Raw genomic sequence first — 17,561 nt, 5'->3', positions numbered from 1 at the left:
TAATGTTTGAAACACTTAAAAGACTATATGACAGCGATAAACTAAATAAAGCGATGCTTAGTCGAGCAATTGGCAAAGGCTGGATTACCGCTCAGCAGTATAAAGAGATTACGATGGAAGATTATCATGCTTAAAGGCATCGACGTGAGCAACGCCAACGGTTGCGTTGACTGGGACAAGCTAAAGGGTAACATCGATTTTGCCATCCTGCGCTGCGGGTATGGCAGTGATATGCCCAGTCAGGATGACAAGCAGTGGGCGCGAAATGTAGCTGAGTGCAACCGAATAGGCATCCCGTGGGGTGTGTATCTATACAGTTATGCCATGACGGTAAAGGAAGCCGATAGCGAGGCGGCGCATGCCTTGCGACTACTGAAGGGTCTAAAGCCCACCTACCCTGTGTACATTGATATGGAAGATGCCGACGGCTACAAAACCAAGCGCGGCGGAATCAGCAAACAGATGGCAACTGCCATCTGTTTGCGCTTCTGTGAGAGAATTACTGCGGCAGGCTTTCCCGCCGGAGTGTACGCAAACAAGGATTGGGCAGTGAATCGCCTGAATATATCGCAGCTTGTCGGTTATTCGTTCTGGCTGGCGCAGTACAGCACCAAGGTGACCTACCCCGGTGAATACGATATGTGGCAATATTCCAGTGACGGCAGCTTGCCGGGAATTTCCGGGAGAGTAGATCTCAATCTTTGTTACAAGGATTTTTCTAATGGTTCTGTTCCGGAAATCGTTGGTCTTACGCTGGATACCTCCAGCAAAAGCATGGCGGCTGGCGAAATGTATACGGTGCTCGCCCACTGCAAAGAAAAACCTACGGTGAGCACTACGGGGCGAGATGTTATTTTGGCCTCGGAGCCTCGGTTGGATTCCAAAGGCCGTGGATGGCTTATCGACGTAAAAGGCCTGCCGTTGGAACCAGTGGCAAGGCATGGACATATTATGGTCACGTCGGGTGGACAGACCGTACCGTGTAACTTTACCGTACTGTAAAGAAATATGGTTTCTTAAATTCGCCCGGCAGAGAGAGGGGTAAAAATGGATAAAATCAATTGGGCACAGAAGCTGACATCGCGTAAATTCTGGCTTGCGGTAGCCGCATTTATTGTGGGTGTACTGGCTTTGTTCGGGGCAGATGCAAACACCACACAGCAGGTGAGCGGTGTGATTTTGTCGCTCGGCGCGGTGATTGCCTATATCGCCGGCGAGGGATATGTGGACGGCCAGGCGGCCTCAGGGGAAGACAAAACAGAATAGCATTTGCAAACGGAGCCGAAAGCTCTCTTGAAACAAAGGATGGAAAAAGACCCTCAACCCAGATTCATTTCTGCGGTTGAGGGTCTTTTTATATACATAGAAAAGTAAGATTTAATTGGAAGCAGTGGAAAGCACCTTCTGCGCGAGCAGCTCAATGTCGTGGAATACGGTAAGCTGACCGGCCTCACGGCGAAATGCCGCTGCGTTAGGTAATCCCTTTAAATACCAGCCGGCATGCTTTCGAGCCTCGCGCAAGGCGCGATCCTCTCCTTTATCCTCACACATAGCTTGTACATGGCGAAGCATAACGAGCATTCGCTCATTTAAGGTAGGGGGCGGTAAAAGCACTCCAGTAGAAAGGTAAGCGTGAATCTCTCGGAATATCCACGGGTTTCCCAGAGCGGCACGGCCGACCATTATCATATCGCATCCGGTTTGCTCCAGCATAAGAGCGGCACTTTTTGCATCGGTAATATCGCCGTTGCCAATCACCGGAATGCGTACCGCCTGCTTTACAGCGGCAATGCTCTCCCAATCTGCGCTTGGCTGGTACATTTGCTCACGGGTTCTTCCGTGGATGGCAATGGCATCCGCGCCCGCTGCCTCGCAAATTTGCGCAACCTCCACGGCATTGATGCTATTTTTATCCCAGCCCTTGCGAATTTTTACGGTTACCGGTACATTTACTGCCGATTTTACTGCCGCAACAATCTTGCCGCAAAGCTCCGGATTTTTCATCAGCGCACTGCCGCTTCCGTGCCCTCTGCCACTGGTGCCGCACACCTTGGGTGCAGGGCAGCCCATATTAATATCAATGGCATCGGGCGAAAAATTCATCGCGATTTCCGCTCCGCGAGCCAAATAATCCGGTTCATCCCCAAAAAGCTGTATCGCCGCAGGGCGCTCAGTGTCTGAGAGCTTCATGAGTTGGTTCGTCTTATAGTTTTTATACGTTAATCCTTGCGCGCTCACCATTTCGGTTACAACATACCCTGCTCCAAAATCCACGCATAGCTGGCGGTACGAAGCATCGGTAATACCAGCCATTGGCGCGAGCGCGGCTCGGTTTTCAATGAGATAAGAACCCAGTTTCAATGAATAAAATCCTTTCCGACAAAAGTTCACGATTCTTACAGCCATTAGCGGCGTAAGGTTCTTATTAATATACCACAATCCGGGGCGAAAAGCACTTAATTTTTTCACAGGAAGATGTTATAATAAATGTAATAAAAACCACCTTGCGGCGAATGCAAAAAGTGCGGATAAAAAAGAATGCCCCTTTTTACAGAATGAATCAGAGAGAGCGCCGCTTCGCGCAATGCGGAAGAATGGAGAAAAAGAATGAGATTACTGGTGCTGGATGGAAACAGCATATTAAACCGTGCGTTTTACGGAATTAAGCTGCTTACCACCAAGGACGGTCACTTTACCAATGGTATTTACGGGTTCTTAACCATGCTGAAAAAAATATGGGATGAAACCCAGCCGGATGCGGTTGCGATTGCGTTTGACCGCAGGGAACCTACCTTTCGCCACTTGGAGTACGATGGTTACAAAGCGCAGCGCAAGGGGATGCCGGAAGAGCTGGCACAGCAAATGCCGGCACTTAAGGAGTTATTGAGCCTGCTTGGCTACCCGTTGGTGGAGCAGCCGGGCTTTGAAGCCGACGATATTCTTGGTACACTTGCCAAGGCTAGCCGCGAGCAAGGCGCTGAGTGTGTCATCGCCACCGGTGACCGTGACAGTCTGCAATTAGTCGGTGATGGGGTAACTGTGCGCCTTGCGGCAACCAAATTCGGTCAGCCGCAGGTTACGGTTTACGATGCTGCAAAGATTTTAGAGGAATACGGCGTGACACCGCCTCAGATGATTGAGTTAAAGGCGCTTCAAGGTGACAGCTCCGACAATATCCCCGGCGTGGCTGGTATTGGCCCCAAGGGTGCAGGAGAGTTAATCCGTAATTTTCATGACATTGATTATATTTATGAGCATCTTGAATCGATTGAAATCAAGGATGGTGTCCGCAAAAAGCTGCGTGAGGGGAAAGAGAACGCGTTCCTTAGCCGCAGGCTGGGTACAATTTGCACGGATGTTCCGATTGAAACAAAGCTCGAAACCTACCGCATGCAGTCAGGCGATAAAGCTGCTGCTGCCCGCCTGATGGCAAAACTCGAGCTGTTTTCTCTTATCCCAAAGCTGGGGCTGGATGCAGCCTCTCAGGACACTCCTGAAAATAAAACCACGAAGGCTCTACCGGTGAAAGCACTGGAGGATGGAGCCGGGTTGCTAATCCCATTGCAAGAGCGTGGGAGAGCTGATATAACGGCAGTCTATGCCAATGACGAAATCACCATTCTTCTTTTGCCCATAGATGGTACGGTCTATGTTCTAAAGCCGGAAAAAGCCTTTCTGCGTGCTTTGTGTGGTGATTCAAAAATTGTAAAAAATATACACAACAGCAAGCCTTTTTATGCTGCGCTGTCACAAATGGGAGTTGAAGTGCAAAACTTGGGTATGGATACCGTGCTTGCGGCGTATCTGCTCAATCCTTCCTCCTCCGAATACAGTGAGGAACGACTTGCAGCAGAATATGAGGTAGCGTTGCCCAGTGCCAACGAGGAATACCCGGATGCTGCCAGAGCAGCGATATTGCCAGGCTTGGTGGACTGCCTAACGCAGGAAATCGAGAAAAATGGGCAAATGGAGCTGCTTAGGGACATCGAGCTTCCGCTTGCTAAGGTACTCGCCCAAATGGAGACGGTGGGCGTAGCGGTTGATGCCGCAGGAATCGAAGCGTACGGCAAAGGCCTTCAAGTGCGAATTGATGAAATCCAAAGCCAAATTTATGAGCAGGTGGGCTACGAATTTAATCTAAATTCGCCCAAGCAGCTTGGGCAGGCGCTCTTTGAAAAGCTGGGGCTTCAAACCGGTAAAAAAACGAAAAGCGGTTATTCCACCAATGCAGAGGTCTTAGAGGGGCTGCGCTATGAGCACCCGGCAGTCGAAATGATTTTGGAGTACCGCGGTTTGACCAAGCTAAAATCCACCTACTGCGACGGCTTGCTCAAGGTGATTGGAGCGGATGGCCGCATTCACTCACGCTTTAACCAAACAGAAACACGAACCGGACGCATAAGCTCCACTGAGCCAAACCTGCAGAATATTCCCGTTCGCACGGAGCAGGGGCGTGAGCTTCGCCGCTTTTTCACAGCAAGGCCGGGTTGGGTTCTGGTGGATGCGGACTATTCGCAGATTGAACTTCGGGTGCTGGCGCATGTGGCAGACGATAAGAATATGATTGAGGGCTTTGGAGAGGGTGCGGATATTCACCGCATCACTGCTGCCCAAGTATTCCGTATGCCAGAAGAAATGGTAACCCCCATTATGCGTAGCCGTGCCAAGGCAGTCAACTTTGGAATCGTTTATGGTATTGGTGCTTTTTCACTATCCAAAGACATTGGTGTTACCCGAAAGGAAGCCGACGATTATATTAAAGCGTATTTAGCGCATTACGATGGGGTTCAGCGGTATATGAACCGCGTGGTAGAGCTGGCAAAAGAACGTGGGTATGCCGAAACATTATTTGGCCGCCGTCGCTATCTGCCGGAGCTGACAAGCAGCAATTTTAATCTGCGCTCGTTTGGTGAGCGTGTTGCCATGAACATGCCTATTCAGGGGACAGCGGCAGATATTATTAAGATTGCAATGATTCGTGTTGCAAACCGACTGCGGGAAGAAAATATGCAGGCAAAGCTGATTTTGCAGGTACACGATGAACTGATTGTGGAAGCGCCGGAGGAAGAAGCAGAGGCAGCTGCAAAACTGCTCACGGAGGAAATGCAAAATGCAGTTTCGCTCTCCGTATCGATGCTTGCAGAAGCAAAGATCGGGAAAACATGGTACGATGCGAAAGAATAATTTGTACGTATACCCGCTCGTCCCAAAAGGAAAGAGGTAAGTGATAATGAAAATAGTCTTTATCTGTACGGGCAATACCTGCCGTAGCCCAATGGCAGAGGGGTTGTTCCGCAAAATGCTTTTGGAACGCGGCATAACCGATATTACCTGCAGTAGTGCCGGGCTGTTTGCAAATGCGGGAGAACCTGCCGCAGAAAATGCCGTGGCAGTATGCCGCGAGCTTGGGGTGGAGCTTTCTTCTCACCGTGCAAAACCTGTAACGCAGGAGATGCTGCAAACCGCAGATTTGTTTGTGGTGATGATGCAGAACCATGCCGGGGCACTTCAAGCAGCCGGTGTTCCGCGGGAAAGAATCAAGGTACTGGGCGGCGGTGTGGGCGACCCATACGGTGGGAGTATCGAAATTTACCGTGCCAGCTGTGACCAAATACGAAAAGCACTAGAGGAACTGTTGTATGAGCTGGAGCATTGAGGGCTTACACATTGTTTCTATGCAGGAACGCCATTTGGATGCACTAGCTTCATTGGAGCGGCTCTGCTTCTCCATTCCTTGGTCACGGGAGGGGCTTGCGGCAGAGCTCTCAGAGCCGACCGCCTGCTTTCAGGTGGCGGAGTACAAGGGGCAAACCATTGGCTATGCTGGAATGCATGTTATTGTAGATGAAGCGTATATCACCAACGTAGCGGTAGACCCAAACTGTCGCCGGCATGGGGCAGGGAGGCTTTTATTGCAGGCATTAGAACGCTCTGCAATTAGTCGTGGAGCTGCCACCCTCTCGCTGGAAGTGCGTGTTACAAATCAGGAAGCGATTCGTTTGTATCACGCTTGTGGTTTTCAAGAGGTCGGTGTTCGCAAGGGACTATATGAGCAGCCGAAGGAAGACGGCCTGATTATGACCAAAGTGTTTATTTGAAAGAAGGATCCCAATGAAATATTGTATCGTGTACGGTAGCCCTCGCAAAAAGAACACGTACGATGCAGTTCAAATTGTCAAAGAACGCTTGGCTGCTTTGGGGCAAGCGGAATTCACCGAATTTTATCTGCCAAAAGACTTGCCACATTTTTGTACTGGATGCTTTACTTGTTTTGAAAAAGCAGAAGAGAAATGCCCGCACCACGAATATACGGAGCCGATAAAGCATGCAATGCTCGAAGCGGATGGTGTGATTTTTTCATCACCGGTGTATGTAATGGAAATGGCTGCTCCAATGAAAAATATGCTGGATCATTTTGGTTATTTCTTTATGGCTCACCGCCCAAGAAGGGAAATGTTCAGTAAAAGTGCTCTAATCGTTTCTACTACAGCGGGCGCAGGAACAAAGTATGCAATGAATGGAATTGCCCGTTCCCTTTCTTTTTGGGGAATCAGTCATATCTACCGCTGTGGAATTACCTTTTGGGCGGCAGGTTTTAAAGACATGAAGGAATCCCGCCGTATCAAGGCGGAACACTCGTTGAAGCGAGCAGCGGAGCGGCTATATAAGAGTATTAAAAAGGATTCTGCACCATCCATTCGAACTAAAGGCATGTTTTATATCATGAGACAGTCTGTGTTTGGGTTTGCCAATAATCCCGCAGACCGCATGTATTGGGCAGAACAAGGCTGGGAGCATGGCGGAACGCCGTGGAATCAAATAAAGGGGAAACAAAAATGAAGTTGCTAGGAATCGAAAGCTCGTGCGATGAAACTGCGGCATCCGTAGTGGAAGACGGCCGCTGTGTATTATCGTCTGTAATCGCATCGCAGGTGCTGGAGCATCGCCAATATGGCGGTGTTGTACCCGAAATAGCGTCGCGCCGCCATGCGGAGGCGATTGTAGGTGTGGTGCAGCAGGCGTTGGATGAAGCAAACATAACCTTAAAGGAATTGGATGCCATTGCAGTTACTGCTGCACCGGGGTTAATTGGCGCACTTTTGGTGGGTGTAAACTATGCAAAGGGTCTCAGCTATGCCTCAGGAGTGCCTTTGGTGCCGGTGCATCACCTTCGTTCGCACGTCGCGGCAAATTACCTGACGAATACGGAGCTCAAGCCTCCCTTTTTGTGCTTGGTGGTTTCCGGCGGACACACACATATTGTTCATGTTGCAGATTATACACAGTTTCATGTGCTTGGCTGCACACGGGATGATGCCGCAGGAGAAGCGTTTGATAAAGCGGCTCGTGCCATGGGCTTGCCTTACCCGGGCGGCGTGTTTTTAGACAAAGAGGCTGAGTTTGGCGACCCCAATGCTTTTTCTTTGCCGCATCCTTCTGTGGACGGCTCACCGTTTGACTTTAGTTTTTCCGGCCTGAAAACGGCGGTGATTAACTTAATTCACAAATCAACTCAAAAAGGGGAAGAACTTCCACGAGCGGATTTAGCTGCCTCATTTCGCCGCGCTGTGGTCGATTGCCTCGTACGTAATGTAACGGCAGCCATGCGTGAAACTGGGGAGAAGAAGCTGGTAATAGCGGGCGGTGTTTCGGCAAATGCACTGCTTCGGCGCGAATTAGAAGCCCTTTGCCATGAAAATGGCTGGGAGTTTTATCGCCCAGAGCTTTCACTGTGCGGGGATAACGCTGCCATGGTGGCATCACAGGGGTTCTACGAGTTCCAGGCGGGCAAGCGAGCCGGGCTAAATTTAAATGCGGTTGCCAGTATGGACATACAATCCGATTTCCCGAATGAATTTGTAAGATAATCAGTTATATTGTAGGGGTATGTAGTTCAGTGTTCTTTTCGTGATTCTCTAAATGAATTTAACAGATATTTATACTCATTTTTGGTTGACAATTGACAAATATGAATTGATTCCTGTCTTCATATCGATTATAATGAGAACAGAGTTATCGTTATTTGGCTAACAAGCCGGAAGGAGAACTGGAATGACAAACAACAAAACGGTATTGAACTGGATCGAAGAAATGAAAGCTCTTGTCAGCCCTGATCAGATCGTTTGGATTGATGGCTCAGAGCAGCAGCTTGAGCAATTGAGAGCTGAGGCTTGCTCAACTGGCGAGCTGATTCAATTGAACCAAGAGAAGCTGCCGGGCTGCTACCTGCACAGAACAGCAGTAAATGACGTTGCACGTGTGGAAGATCGTACTTTTATTTGCTCTCGTAATGAAGAGGATGCAGGCCCTACCAATAACTGGATGGAGCCCCAAAAAGCTTACGATATGCTTTATGACATTGCGAAAGATAGCTACAAAGGCCGCACAATGTATGTAATTCCCTACTCCATGGGTCCGGTTGGTTCCCCTCTTGCAAAAATTGGCGTGGAGCTCACCGATTCGATTTACGTTGTTCTCAATATGGCAATTATGACTCGTGTTGGTCAGGCAGTTTGGGATGTTTTAGGCGATAATCCTGAGTGGGTTCGCGGCCTGCATTGCAAGTGCCAAATTGACCAAGAAAAGCGCTACATATGCCACTTCCCAGAAGATAACACCATTATTTCCGTAAACTCCGGTTACGGCGGAAACGTTCTGCTCGGCAAAAAGTGCTTTGCACTTCGTATTGCTTCTAATCTTGGCCGCGAACAGGGCTGGATGGCAGAGCATATGCTCATTCTGGGTATTGAAAACCCGGAAGGCAAAGTAACTTACGTTACGGCTGCGTTCCCGTCCGCCTGCGGTAAAACCAATCTGGCTATGCTTATCCCGCCGGAGGGTTACCGTAATAAGGGCTATAAAATTTGGACAGTTGGCGACGACATCGCTTGGATGCGCCCCGGAGAAGACGGCAGACTGTATGCCATTAACCCGGAGAACGGATTTTTCGGCGTAGCTCCCGGCACCAATGCAAAATCCAACTTCAATGCTCTGGAGTCTACGAAAAAGGGTACCATCTTTACCAACGTAGTTCATAATTTAGATGATAATACCGTTTGGTGGGAGGGCCTTGATAAAAACCCGCCTAAGAACGCATTGAACTGGAAAGGCCAGCCTTGGGACGGCACCACCTCTGATGAGAAGGGTGCTCACCCCAACAGCCGCTTTACTGCACCTGCTGAAAATTGCCCGTGCATTAGCCCCGAGTTTGATAAGGGCGAAGGTGTGCCGATTTCCGCTATTATTTTCGGCGGCCGCCGCGCACAAACTACCCCGCTTGTATACCAGTCTCGCGATTGGGATAACGGCGTGTTCGTAGGTTCAATTATGGCTTCTGAAACAACGGCTGCCGCTGCCGGTGCTGTTGGTGTTGTACGCCGCGACCCCATGGCAATGCTGCCGTTCTGCGGCTACCATATGGGTGACTATTTCGGTCACTGGATTGATATGGGCAAAACCTTGGGCGAAAAAGCACCCAAGATTTTCAATGTTAACTGGTTCCGCCTTGACGATGAAGGTCATTTCCTGTGGCCCGGTTTCGGTGACAATATGCGCGTGCTGGATTGGATTATTGCACGCGTGGAAGGCCGAGCAGATGCAGTGGAAACACCCATTGGCTTTGTACCCAAGGCAGAAGATATTGATATTGCCGGGCTTGAGGATGAAATCTCCTTAGAAACACTGCGCAGCATCTTGCAGGTTGACAAAGCACAGTGGGCGAAGGAAGCCGAGGGAATTGAAGAGTTCTATCATAAGTTTGGCGATAAGCTGCCGAAAGAACTGCATGAGGAGCTCGATAAGCTCAAAGGGCGCGTAGAATAAGATTTTAATTGGTATTGCGGATACCATTCTGTTTTTCACTCATTTCATTTATCTAATAAAAGAACGGTTCCTTTCATGGAATCGTTCTTTTTTATATTCGGGAGTATGGTTCGCTCAGTTTTGCAATTCAGCAATGGCGTAAAAGAGAACTTGGATAAGTAAAAATAGTTGATTATTATTATTCAAGGGTTTGAATTTGAAATTTAAGTTACAAAATAATTCATACATCATCATATATAATCATTAAAAATACTAAAAATATCAAAATTAATCAATAAAATGCAGTTTGAGTATTGATATAATTCAGACGAGGGGGTATAATCAGAGTAATTACTTATAGGAGGTAACCACATGTCTTTTCAAAATCAATATCTTTTGTCCGTGTATGAAACTGTATGCCAGCGCAATGCAGGAGAACCGGAATTCCTTCAGGCGGTGAGGGAAGTTCTGGAATCCCTAGAATCCGTAGTGGAAAAACGACCGGATCTTGTAGCGGCGGGTATTATAGAAAGGCTTGTGGAGCCAGAACGGATGATTCAGTTCCGCGTGTCTTGGGTGGATGATAAAGGTGAAGTGCAGGTGAACCGAGGCTGGCGTGTTCAGTATAACTCGGCAATTGGCCCTTATAAAGGTGGTATTCGTTTGCACCCCAGTGTGAACGCCTCCATATTAAAATTTCTTGGGTTTGAGCAGACCTTCAAAAATTCTTTGACCGGTTTGCCAATCGGTGGTGCAAAGGGTGGAGCCGATTTTAACTCAAGAGACAAGAGCGATGGTGAAGTAATGCGTTTTTGCCAAAGTTTTACCACTGAGCTTACCAAACACATTGGTGCAGATACTGACGTGCCCGCAGGCGATATTGGAACAGGCGCCCGGGAGATTGGATATATGTTTGGCCAGTATAAACGGCTTAGTAACGAATTTACCGGTACCTTCACCGGAAAATCACTCTACTCTGGTGGTTCATGGGTTCGTAAAGAGGCAACCGGTTATGGGCTTTGCTATTTTGCACAGGAGATGCTGTCCTACATAAAGCAAGATTCTTTTGAAGGTAAAATCGCGGTGGTCTCCGGTTCGGGTAATGTTGCGATTTATGCCAGTGAAAAAGCAACACAGCTGGGTGCAAAGGTAGTTGCTATGTCGGATTCCGACGGCTATATTTATGATGAAAAGGGAATTGATTTGGCGGTCGTAAAACAAATCAAAGAAGTGGAACGAGGCAGAATCAAATCATATGCCGAGCGTGTTCCCGGAGCGGTATATACTCCCGGCTGCGGTGGAATTTGGAGTGTAAAATGCGATATTGCTCTGCCCTGCGCCACACAAAACGAGATTAATGAGAAGCAAGCACAGCAGCTTGTAGACAATGGAGTTATTATTGTTGGAGAGGGCGCGAACATGCCATGTACTCCAGAAGCGATCGAAGTGTTCCGCTCTAATCAGACTTTGTACTCCCCCGGAAAAGCCTCCAATGCAGGCGGTGTTGCAGTAAGCAGCTTAGAAATGTGCCAGAATTCCATGCGTTACTCCTGGAGTTTTGAAGAGGTAGATGAGAAGCTCAAGCAGATTATGGCGAACATCTTCCATAACGCGTATCAGGCTTCCGAAGAATATGGCCATAAGGGTGATTTGGTAATTGGTGCAAATATTGCAGGCTTTTTAAAGGTTGCTGAAGCGATGAAATGGCAGGGAATTGCATACTAAGCATTCTCCTTTGCAGGGATAGAAGAGGGTTTGTTCACAAGAACAAACCCTCTTTTTTGTATAAACAGAGCCAAATTGTGGCAATCATAAAACGAAGAATTTTAGAAAAAAGAGAAAAATATGTAAAATTCTTAAAAAAGTTATGAATAAACTGTTTCCAAAACCAAAAATTTGTCGATTCACACACTTGATTTTGAATGGAGAATTCTCTATACTTAGGATTGTTGATTCAAGTCCTAAGAGATAGGCAAAATACCCTAAGAAGCCGTGAAATAGGCTTCTTACTTTATTTCAGGAGGAATGAACGGAATGGCGGAAAACAAACAGAGTACGTTTCACCCGAAGGGGGATTTTTTTGACCTGAAGGGTCAAAAGACCAACGTTAAGACCGAGGCCATGGCTGGTATAACAACTTTCTTTACCATGGTATACATTATTATGGTAAACCCGAGCATGCTTTCGCAAACTGGAATGCCTTGGGGCGCAGTGTTTCTGGCAACCATTATTGCTTCGGTAATCGGTACCCTCGTTATGGGTCTGTTTGCCAACGTACCCTATGCACAAGCTCCCGGAATGGGACTCAACGCATTTTTTGTTTTTACCGTTTGTTTCGGTTTGGGCTTTAAATGGCAAGAAGCACTTGCAATGGTTTTTCTATGCGGTCTTCTCAACATCGTAATTACTGTAACAAAAATTCGCAGAATGATTATTGATGCAATTCCCCCCATGCTGCAGCACGCAATTGGCGGTGGTATCGGTGTTTTTATTGCTTATATTGGTATCAAGAAGTGCGGTCTTCTTTCGTTTACCTCTGATCCCGGTCAGAACATTGTGTTAGACAGTGGCACGGTTGTAGCGAACTCCAGCATTGTTCCTGCAATTGTTCAGTTTAACTCCCCGTCAGTTCTTTTGGCACTGTTTGGTATTATCTTTACGGTTATTTTAATCATTCGCAACGTAAAGGGTGCCATTCTGCTAGGCATTATGGTTACCGCTATTCTTGGTATTCCGCTGGGCCTTACCACGATGAGTAATTCCATTAGCTTTACAGATGCAGTAAACCAACTGCCAGAGACCTTTGGTGCCGCTTTCGGCAACCCTGGTATGCAGTCTCTATTTTCGGATGCTTCAAAGCTTCCCCTTGTATTAATGACGATTTTTGCATTCAGCTTGTCTGATATGTTCGATACAATTGGCACGTTTATTGGTACAGGTCGTAAAGCTGGTATTTTCACTGACAACGAGCAGGACAACCTGTCGGAGAACAGAAGCTTTAATTCCAAAATGGAAAGAGCGCTGTTTGCAGATGCAACCGCAACCTCCATTGGTGCGATTATTGGTACCTCGAATACCACAACCTATGTGGAGAGTGCCGCCGGTATCGGCGCAGGCGGACGTACTGGTCTAACCAGTGTGGTCACTGCGGCTATGTTCATTCTTAGCGCATTCTTTGCTCCCCTCGTTAGTGCAATTCCCGATGCGGCTATCGCCCCATCTTTGATTATCGTTGGTATCATGATGCTTAGCTCTTTTCGCGACATTCAGTGGGAAGACATGGAAGATGCGATTCCCGGGTTCTTCGCCGGTATCTTCATGGCACTGTGCTACAGCATTTCTTATGGTATCGCTGCGGGCTTCCTGTTCTACTGCATCATTAAGGTAGTAAAAGGCAAGGCCAAAGAGGTTCATCCCATTCTATGGATTTCGACCATTCTGTTCGTTCTGAACTTCGTAATCCTTGCAAAAATTAGTTAATTTCGTTTGTTCGTCCTTTTTAGTTAGCTTGAGGTTTTATACAGAAAAAACCGCCTTGGGATTTTTCCCGAAGGCGGTTTTTCCGTTATATCACGAATTTAATGTAGCATTAGTTTGGTTTATTACTTATAAGGTTCGAAAAGCAGATTCCAGCAAAAGATTATCGATGCTGTTAAACTCGGCGAATACAATGTCTTTTGAATGGATGAGAATCTTCTCTAACGCTTTTGCATTTTCCATATCAATCGTATTTAATACGATTGTTTTCTCGGTTAGCTGAATCAGAAAGCCGGTATACAAATTATCTGCACAACAGGTTTCAATTGCAACAATACGATTCTCGTTTTGTTGCTTTCTTAAAACCTCTAATAATAGTGGCTCGGTAGAATCATAAGTAAAGCTTGGTAATAATACGTTTGTGCCCATGCAGTCTTTGTTATCGGCCCAAAAATTTTGGTAATGATTTAGTTTTTGTAGGTAAGCGGTATCGGTATTTAATATATGAATGGAAGACAAGTCGTAGTAAGAGTAGCCGTCCATTCTTCCTTGGGGGTCTACATTAAACACTACAATCCCTTTATCATCCATATAGAGAGGTAGCCCGACTGAAAACTCGTCGTCTCCATTGGTGTAAAGTTCCACCAACGATTTCTCTTGAATACATTCCTTTAAAGTGTGACAAATGGTGGTCATTCCATAATCCCTTCATTTATAATATTACCGCCCAAAAGCAACGCAGCTTCTTGGGCGGTAATGGGAGAGGGGTTAATTATGAGCGCCCTCTCTTTTACGAACCAATTCCGTAAGTCGTGCGATGTTGCGAAGCATCGCATCCTTATCTTCTGGTAAGCGGCCACGTACATCAATATAGTTGGAAGCGTGCGCGCTTGTGTAGTAGCAGTGCTTCAAATCTAGATTCTCAATCAGTAGCTTCATTTCCTCGAGTACCTGGGTTGCGCTGGGCAATCGGAAGGTACCTTCCGCTATTTTACGGAACATGTCAGTGTCGTTCCCAGCATGCAGAACCAGCATACCAACATAATCTGGCTGCATCTTGTTGAGAGCATCCGCTGTTTCGAGGATGTGTTCGCGTGAATCCGCCTGCCCGCCAAGCCCTGAAATAATACTGACAGAAAGGCGAAGCCCTGCTTTTGAGGCAGCATTTGCCGCAGCAATCATTTCTTGCTTTGTAATTCCCTTATTTACTTCGGTTAAAACCTTGTCGCTTCCAGATTCCAGACCAATGTACACCATCTCAAGGCCTGCCTCATGCAGCTGACACAATTCTTCGTGACTTTTGCGCAGAATATCTTTAGCAGAAGCATAAACACGAACAGCATCCAAATCAGGGTACAGTTCACGAATAGTTTCTAATATTTCAAGCAGCATTGGCGTTTTCAGCACCAGCGCATCACCGTCGCACAAAAAGATGCGGCGAATTTGACTGCGATAGCGGGAACCCTCTACTAAGTCTGCTTTAATTTCGTCCATATTGCGCACTCGGAATTGCTTCTCCGAATACATGTCGCAGAATGTGCATTTATTCCACGAGCAGCCTACCGTTACCTGTACGAGCAGGCTGTCAGCTTCTGACGGCGGGCGAAAAATGGTACCTTCATAATGCATGTAATTTATTTCCTCCTTGTTATTGCACGCAATTTGTTATTTTTTTCGCGTGCGGGAATCTATTGCATATTAACGTTGTTTTCGGTATGCTATTACTAAATTGTAGCATGATTCGCTTGTCAAGAAAAGCACACACGTTATTTTTGGCGATTTTACCTGCCTTATGTCTGTAAACACACCGGGAATGAACACAATGCTTGATATTTTACATTCATTTGGAAGAATTGCGTGGGGATGTTGCCCCAATGGAAAAATAAAGGTTAGGAGGCTTTTTAATATGGATCAAGAGAGAATTCGCGCAGCGGTAACTGAGCTGCTGCTGGCAGTGGGAGAAAATCCTGAGCGTGAGGGTCTGCTAGAAACACCGGACCGTGTAGCTAAAATGTATGCAGAGATTTTTTCTGGGTTAGAAGAAGACCCCATGGACCATTTAAAGATTTTTCACGAGCCACAGCAGCATGGTGAGCTGGTTTTGGTACGAGACATCCCGCTGTATTCTGTTTGTGAGCACCATTTAATTCCCTTTATTGGTAAGGTGCACATTGCATATATTCCAAAGGATGGCCGAATCATTGGTCTTTCTAAATTCGCACGTATCGTAAAGACCTTCGCCTCTCGCCCCCAGGTGCAGGAGCGCCTGACCGCTCAGATTGCCGACTTTTTATACGATAATATGAAGCCGTATGGTGTGGCGGTTGTCGCGGAGGCAGAGCATCTTTGTATGACCATGCGTGGAATACGTGCGGCCGGGGCAACAACACAAACCTCTGCACTGCGTGGCGCAATGCGTACAGAGGCGAAAACCCGCAGTGAAGTAATGGTTCTATTAGGTGGTCATCGATGAGCGGGTTTCGCGCGGGAAAATATTTCCTGCAACTGAATGGGCCTGCCTGTATTATGGGCATATTAAATGTAACACCCGATTCCTTTTCAGATGGCGGCAGAAGCTTTGAACCGGAGAACGCTGTGGCAAATGCGCTAGCAATGCAGGAACAGGGAGCCGGAATGATAGATATTGGTGGGCAGTCTACCCGCCCCGGGTTTACCGCGATTCCTGCAGAGGAGGAGTGGGGACGCATTGAGCCGGTTCTAAAGGCATTGGCTGGGCGGCTGCGTATTCCTGTTTCTGTAGATACCTTTTACCCGCAGGTGGCCTCTTTGGCGCTCTCTGCGGGTGCTGATGTGATTAATGATGTAAACGGCTTTACAGACCCCGCAATGTTCCCAGCGGTGCAAGGGAGTACATGTGGCTGCATTATCATGCACAATGGCCATGTGTTAGAGGAAGACCCCGCAGAGGATATTCTAATCCGTGTGCGGCGTTTCTTTGAGGACAAGCTACGGTACGCGCAAGAGATCGGGATCGACCCAGAACGAATCTGCTTTGACCCCGGTATTGGCTTTGGCAAAACATATGAAGAGAATTTGCGCCTCATGGCAAACGTTGAGGCAACCCGAATAAAGGGCTGTGCTTTTCTTATGGCGGCTTCACGCAAAGGGGTCATTGGCAAAAGTGGCGGTAACCCACCCGCTCAGGAGCGGTTACCCGGCACGCTAGCGGCGCATACAATTGCACAGGCCGGCGGGGCGCAGCTTCTGCGTGTACACGATGTTCGGGAGGCAGTACAAGCGGCACAGGTAGCCTATGCCGTTCTGAGCGCAAAAGAGGGAGGATTGAATTATGGATAAAATCATTGTAAAGGGTTTGCGTGTTTTTGCATATCATGGTGTCAATGCAGAAGAAAAAAGAGACGGCCAAAACTTTGAAGTAGATGTGACCGCTTCGGTCGATTTGTCTGCGGCGTGTTCGAGCGACTGTATTGATGATACGGTTAGCTATGCAAAAATTTTAAAAACAACCGTACGTGTTATGAAGGAGCAATCGTATGATTTACTGGAGCGGGTTGCCCAGCGGATTGCCGAACAGCTTTTTCAAGATTTTCCGCAGGTAATGGAGCTAGAGGTTCTGCTAAAGAAACCAGAGGCCCCCATCCAAGCGGATTTTGATTACACAGCAGTTCTTATAAATAGAAAGCGAAGTGATTTCCATTGAAAAAAGCAGTGATAGGGTTGGGCTCAAACTTGGGAAACCGGGTAGAGAATATTTCACATGCACTTCAAGCGCTGAAAAACCTGCCGGGTACAACTGTGATTGCTACCTCACGGTTTTATGAAACTGCGCCGGTAGAGGTGCTAAGTGCCCAAAACGATTACCTCAATGCTTGTGCGCTACTTCTCACAGAGCTATCTCCCCATGCGCTGCTCGGAGCATGCCTTGGTATAGAGGCAGGGCTTGGTCGTGAACGGCGTGAATTTCATGGTTCACGTATAATAGATTTGGATTTACTTTTATATGAAGACACGAATTTACGCGAAGAAGAACTTCGTTTGCCGCATCCGGGCATTTTAACCCGTGCTTTTGTGTTACAGCCCCTTTCAGACCTCTTTCCAGAGAAAATGGCTCTGGGGCTGGATTTTTCCGACTCTTTTCGCGAAATAGACTTCTCAGAAGTGCGTCTTTTTCAGGCAAATTGAAAGTTTTTTGAAAAAAATCAAAAAAACTTTAAAAAAAGCATTGACATTAAGTGAATGGTTTGGTATTATAGTCAAGCGCCACAGAGAACGGCGCACGACACGGAAAGCCGAAAGGCGTT

At 47.3% G+C, this 17,561-nt stretch carries 18 protein-coding genes; 15 read left to right on the top strand and 3 right to left on the bottom strand.

The window, feature by feature from the left end; translation table 11 throughout:
* Positions 1–2 precede the first annotated feature (2 nt).
* Genes E7L17_RS14015 through E7L17_RS14005 form a run of 3 tightly spaced genes read left to right on the top strand, consistent with a single transcriptional unit; the run spans position 3 to position 1,266 of the window.
* Positions 3–134, top strand: coding sequence for an XkdX family protein (locus tag E7L17_RS14015; protein ID WP_316323756.1), 132 nt, complete (start codon positions 3–5; stop codon positions 132–134).
* A complete protein-coding gene (locus E7L17_RS14010; RefSeq protein ID WP_316323755.1) occupies positions 127–1,002 on the top strand; it encodes a glycoside hydrolase family 25 protein in 876 nt (291 codons plus the stop codon). Before E7L17_RS14015 ends, E7L17_RS14010 begins: the two co-directional genes overlap by 8 nt.
* Before the next feature lie 45 nt (positions 1,003–1,047).
* Positions 1,048–1,266 carry a hypothetical protein gene (locus E7L17_RS14005; RefSeq protein ID WP_316323754.1) on the top strand — a complete coding sequence of 73 codons (219 nt, stop codon included), beginning with the start codon at positions 1,048–1,050 and terminating at the stop codon, positions 1,264–1,266.
* Positions 1,267–1,377: 111 nt separating this feature from the next.
* On the opposite strand, the gene dusB is transcribed toward E7L17_RS14005, so the two are convergent.
* Positions 1,378–2,361 carry a tRNA dihydrouridine synthase DusB gene (gene dusB, locus E7L17_RS14000; RefSeq protein ID WP_316323753.1) on the bottom strand — a complete coding sequence of 328 codons (984 nt, stop codon included), beginning with the start codon at positions 2,359–2,361 and terminating at the stop codon, positions 1,378–1,380.
* Positions 2,362–2,607: 246 nt separating this feature from the next.
* Here dusB and polA point away from each other — a divergent pair, with 246 nt between their 5' ends.
* The 8 genes from polA to E7L17_RS13960 all read left to right on the top strand — a co-directional run bounded on the left by polA (position 2,608) and on the right by E7L17_RS13960 (position 13,281).
* The gene (gene polA, locus E7L17_RS13995; protein WP_316323752.1) at positions 2,608–5,184 is read left to right on the top strand and encodes a DNA polymerase I; all 2,577 of its coding nucleotides are present in this window, start codon (positions 2,608–2,610) and stop codon (positions 5,182–5,184) included.
* Positions 5,185–5,230: 46 nt separating this feature from the next.
* On the top strand, positions 5,231–5,656 hold the full coding sequence (locus tag E7L17_RS13990) for a low molecular weight phosphatase family protein (protein WP_316323751.1): 426 nt from the start codon (positions 5,231–5,233) through the stop codon (positions 5,654–5,656).
* On the top strand, positions 5,640–6,098 hold the full coding sequence (gene rimI / locus E7L17_RS13985) for a ribosomal protein S18-alanine N-acetyltransferase (protein WP_316323750.1): 459 nt from the start codon (positions 5,640–5,642) through the stop codon (positions 6,096–6,098). The genes E7L17_RS13990 and rimI overlap by 17 nt, the downstream gene beginning before the upstream one ends.
* 13 nt (positions 6,099–6,111) lie before the next feature.
* A complete protein-coding gene (locus E7L17_RS13980) occupies positions 6,112–6,840 on the top strand; it encodes a flavodoxin family protein (protein WP_316323749.1) in 729 nt (242 codons plus the stop codon).
* Positions 6,837–7,868: a tRNA (adenosine(37)-N6)-threonylcarbamoyltransferase complex transferase subunit TsaD gene (gene tsaD / locus E7L17_RS13975; RefSeq protein WP_316323748.1), complete on the top strand. Its 1,032-nt coding sequence runs from the start codon at positions 6,837–6,839 to the stop codon at positions 7,866–7,868. Before E7L17_RS13980 ends, tsaD begins: the two co-directional genes overlap by 4 nt.
* A 184-nt stretch (positions 7,869–8,052) precedes the next feature.
* Positions 8,053–9,822 carry a phosphoenolpyruvate carboxykinase (GTP) gene (locus tag E7L17_RS13970; protein WP_316323747.1) on the top strand — a complete coding sequence of 590 codons (1,770 nt, stop codon included), beginning with the start codon at positions 8,053–8,055 and terminating at the stop codon, positions 9,820–9,822.
* A 351-nt stretch (positions 9,823–10,173) separates the two neighbouring features.
* Positions 10,174–11,526, top strand: a complete 1,353-nt coding sequence (gene gdhA, locus E7L17_RS13965; protein ID WP_316323746.1) for an NADP-specific glutamate dehydrogenase — start codon at positions 10,174–10,176, stop codon at positions 11,524–11,526.
* Positions 11,527–11,835: 309 nt separating this feature from the next.
* Positions 11,836–13,281 (top strand): NCS2 family permease, encoded by a 1,446-nt coding sequence (locus E7L17_RS13960; RefSeq protein ID WP_316323745.1) that lies wholly within the window; start codon positions 11,836–11,838, stop codon positions 13,279–13,281.
* 126 nt (positions 13,282–13,407) lie between these two features.
* On the opposite strand, the gene E7L17_RS13955 is transcribed toward E7L17_RS13960, so the two are convergent.
* Positions 13,408–13,974: a hypothetical protein gene (locus tag E7L17_RS13955; RefSeq protein WP_316323744.1), complete on the bottom strand. Its 567-nt coding sequence runs from the start codon at positions 13,972–13,974 to the stop codon at positions 13,408–13,410.
* A 72-nt stretch (positions 13,975–14,046) separates the two neighbouring features.
* Positions 14,047–14,907, bottom strand: a complete 861-nt coding sequence (locus E7L17_RS13950) for a radical SAM protein (protein WP_316323743.1) — start codon at positions 14,905–14,907, stop codon at positions 14,047–14,049.
* Between the two features lie 277 nt (positions 14,908–15,184).
* On the opposite strand from E7L17_RS13950, the gene folE reads away from it, so the two are divergent.
* From folE to folK, 4 genes are read left to right on the top strand one after another with little or no spacing between them, the layout of a single operon-like run.
* On the top strand, positions 15,185–15,751 hold the full coding sequence (gene folE / locus E7L17_RS13945; RefSeq protein ID WP_316323742.1) for a GTP cyclohydrolase I FolE: 567 nt from the start codon (positions 15,185–15,187) through the stop codon (positions 15,749–15,751).
* On the top strand, positions 15,748–16,596 hold the full coding sequence (gene folP, locus E7L17_RS13940; RefSeq protein ID WP_316323741.1) for a dihydropteroate synthase: 849 nt from the start codon (positions 15,748–15,750) through the stop codon (positions 16,594–16,596). The genes folE and folP overlap by 4 nt, the downstream gene beginning before the upstream one ends.
* Positions 16,589–16,960: a dihydroneopterin aldolase gene (folB, locus tag E7L17_RS13935; protein ID WP_316323740.1), complete on the top strand. Its 372-nt coding sequence runs from the start codon at positions 16,589–16,591 to the stop codon at positions 16,958–16,960. The genes folP and folB overlap by 8 nt, the downstream gene beginning before the upstream one ends.
* On the top strand, positions 16,957–17,442 hold the full coding sequence (gene folK, locus E7L17_RS13930; RefSeq protein ID WP_316323739.1) for a 2-amino-4-hydroxy-6-hydroxymethyldihydropteridine diphosphokinase: 486 nt from the start codon (positions 16,957–16,959) through the stop codon (positions 17,440–17,442). Before folB ends, folK begins: the two co-directional genes overlap by 4 nt.
* Positions 17,443–17,561: the final 119 nt, after the last annotated feature.

Source organism: Clostridium sp. (assembly GCF_032576335.1).
Classification (GTDB): Bacteria; Bacillota; Clostridia; order Oscillospirales; family Acutalibacteraceae; genus Faecalispora.
The sequence above is the reverse complement of the archived record's forward strand: the minus strand, read 5'-3'. Positions and strand labels throughout refer to the sequence as shown.

Coding starts and splice junctions, on each gene's coding strand:
- folP (WP_316323741.1), top strand. CDS start 15,748: ATGAGCGGGTTTCGCGCGGGAAAATATTTCCTGCAACTGAATGGGCCT.
- polA (WP_316323752.1), top strand. CDS start 2,608: ATGAGATTACTGGTGCTGGATGGAAACAGCATATTAAACCGTGCGTTT.
- E7L17_RS14015 (WP_316323756.1), top strand. CDS start 3: ATGTTTGAAACACTTAAAAGACTATATGACAGCGATAAACTAAATAAA.
- E7L17_RS13990 (WP_316323751.1), top strand. CDS start 5,231: ATGAAAATAGTCTTTATCTGTACGGGCAATACCTGCCGTAGCCCAATG.
- folB (WP_316323740.1), top strand. CDS start 16,589: ATGGATAAAATCATTGTAAAGGGTTTGCGTGTTTTTGCATATCATGGT.
- E7L17_RS14005 (WP_316323754.1), top strand. CDS start 1,048: ATGGATAAAATCAATTGGGCACAGAAGCTGACATCGCGTAAATTCTGG.
- E7L17_RS14010 (WP_316323755.1), top strand. CDS start 127: ATGCTTAAAGGCATCGACGTGAGCAACGCCAACGGTTGCGTTGACTGG.
- E7L17_RS13955 (WP_316323744.1), bottom strand. CDS start 13,974: ATGACCACCATTTGTCACACTTTAAAGGAATGTATTCAAGAGAAATCG.
- tsaD (WP_316323748.1), top strand. CDS start 6,837: ATGAAGTTGCTAGGAATCGAAAGCTCGTGCGATGAAACTGCGGCATCC.
- E7L17_RS13960 (WP_316323745.1), top strand. CDS start 11,836: ATGGCGGAAAACAAACAGAGTACGTTTCACCCGAAGGGGGATTTTTTT.
- rimI (WP_316323750.1), top strand. CDS start 5,640: ATGAGCTGGAGCATTGAGGGCTTACACATTGTTTCTATGCAGGAACGC.
- gdhA (WP_316323746.1), top strand. CDS start 10,174: ATGTCTTTTCAAAATCAATATCTTTTGTCCGTGTATGAAACTGTATGC.
- E7L17_RS13980 (WP_316323749.1), top strand. CDS start 6,112: ATGAAATATTGTATCGTGTACGGTAGCCCTCGCAAAAAGAACACGTAC.
- E7L17_RS13970 (WP_316323747.1), top strand. CDS start 8,053: ATGACAAACAACAAAACGGTATTGAACTGGATCGAAGAAATGAAAGCT.
- E7L17_RS13950 (WP_316323743.1), bottom strand. CDS start 14,907: ATGCATTATGAAGGTACCATTTTTCGCCCGCCGTCAGAAGCTGACAGC.
- folE (WP_316323742.1), top strand. CDS start 15,185: ATGGATCAAGAGAGAATTCGCGCAGCGGTAACTGAGCTGCTGCTGGCA.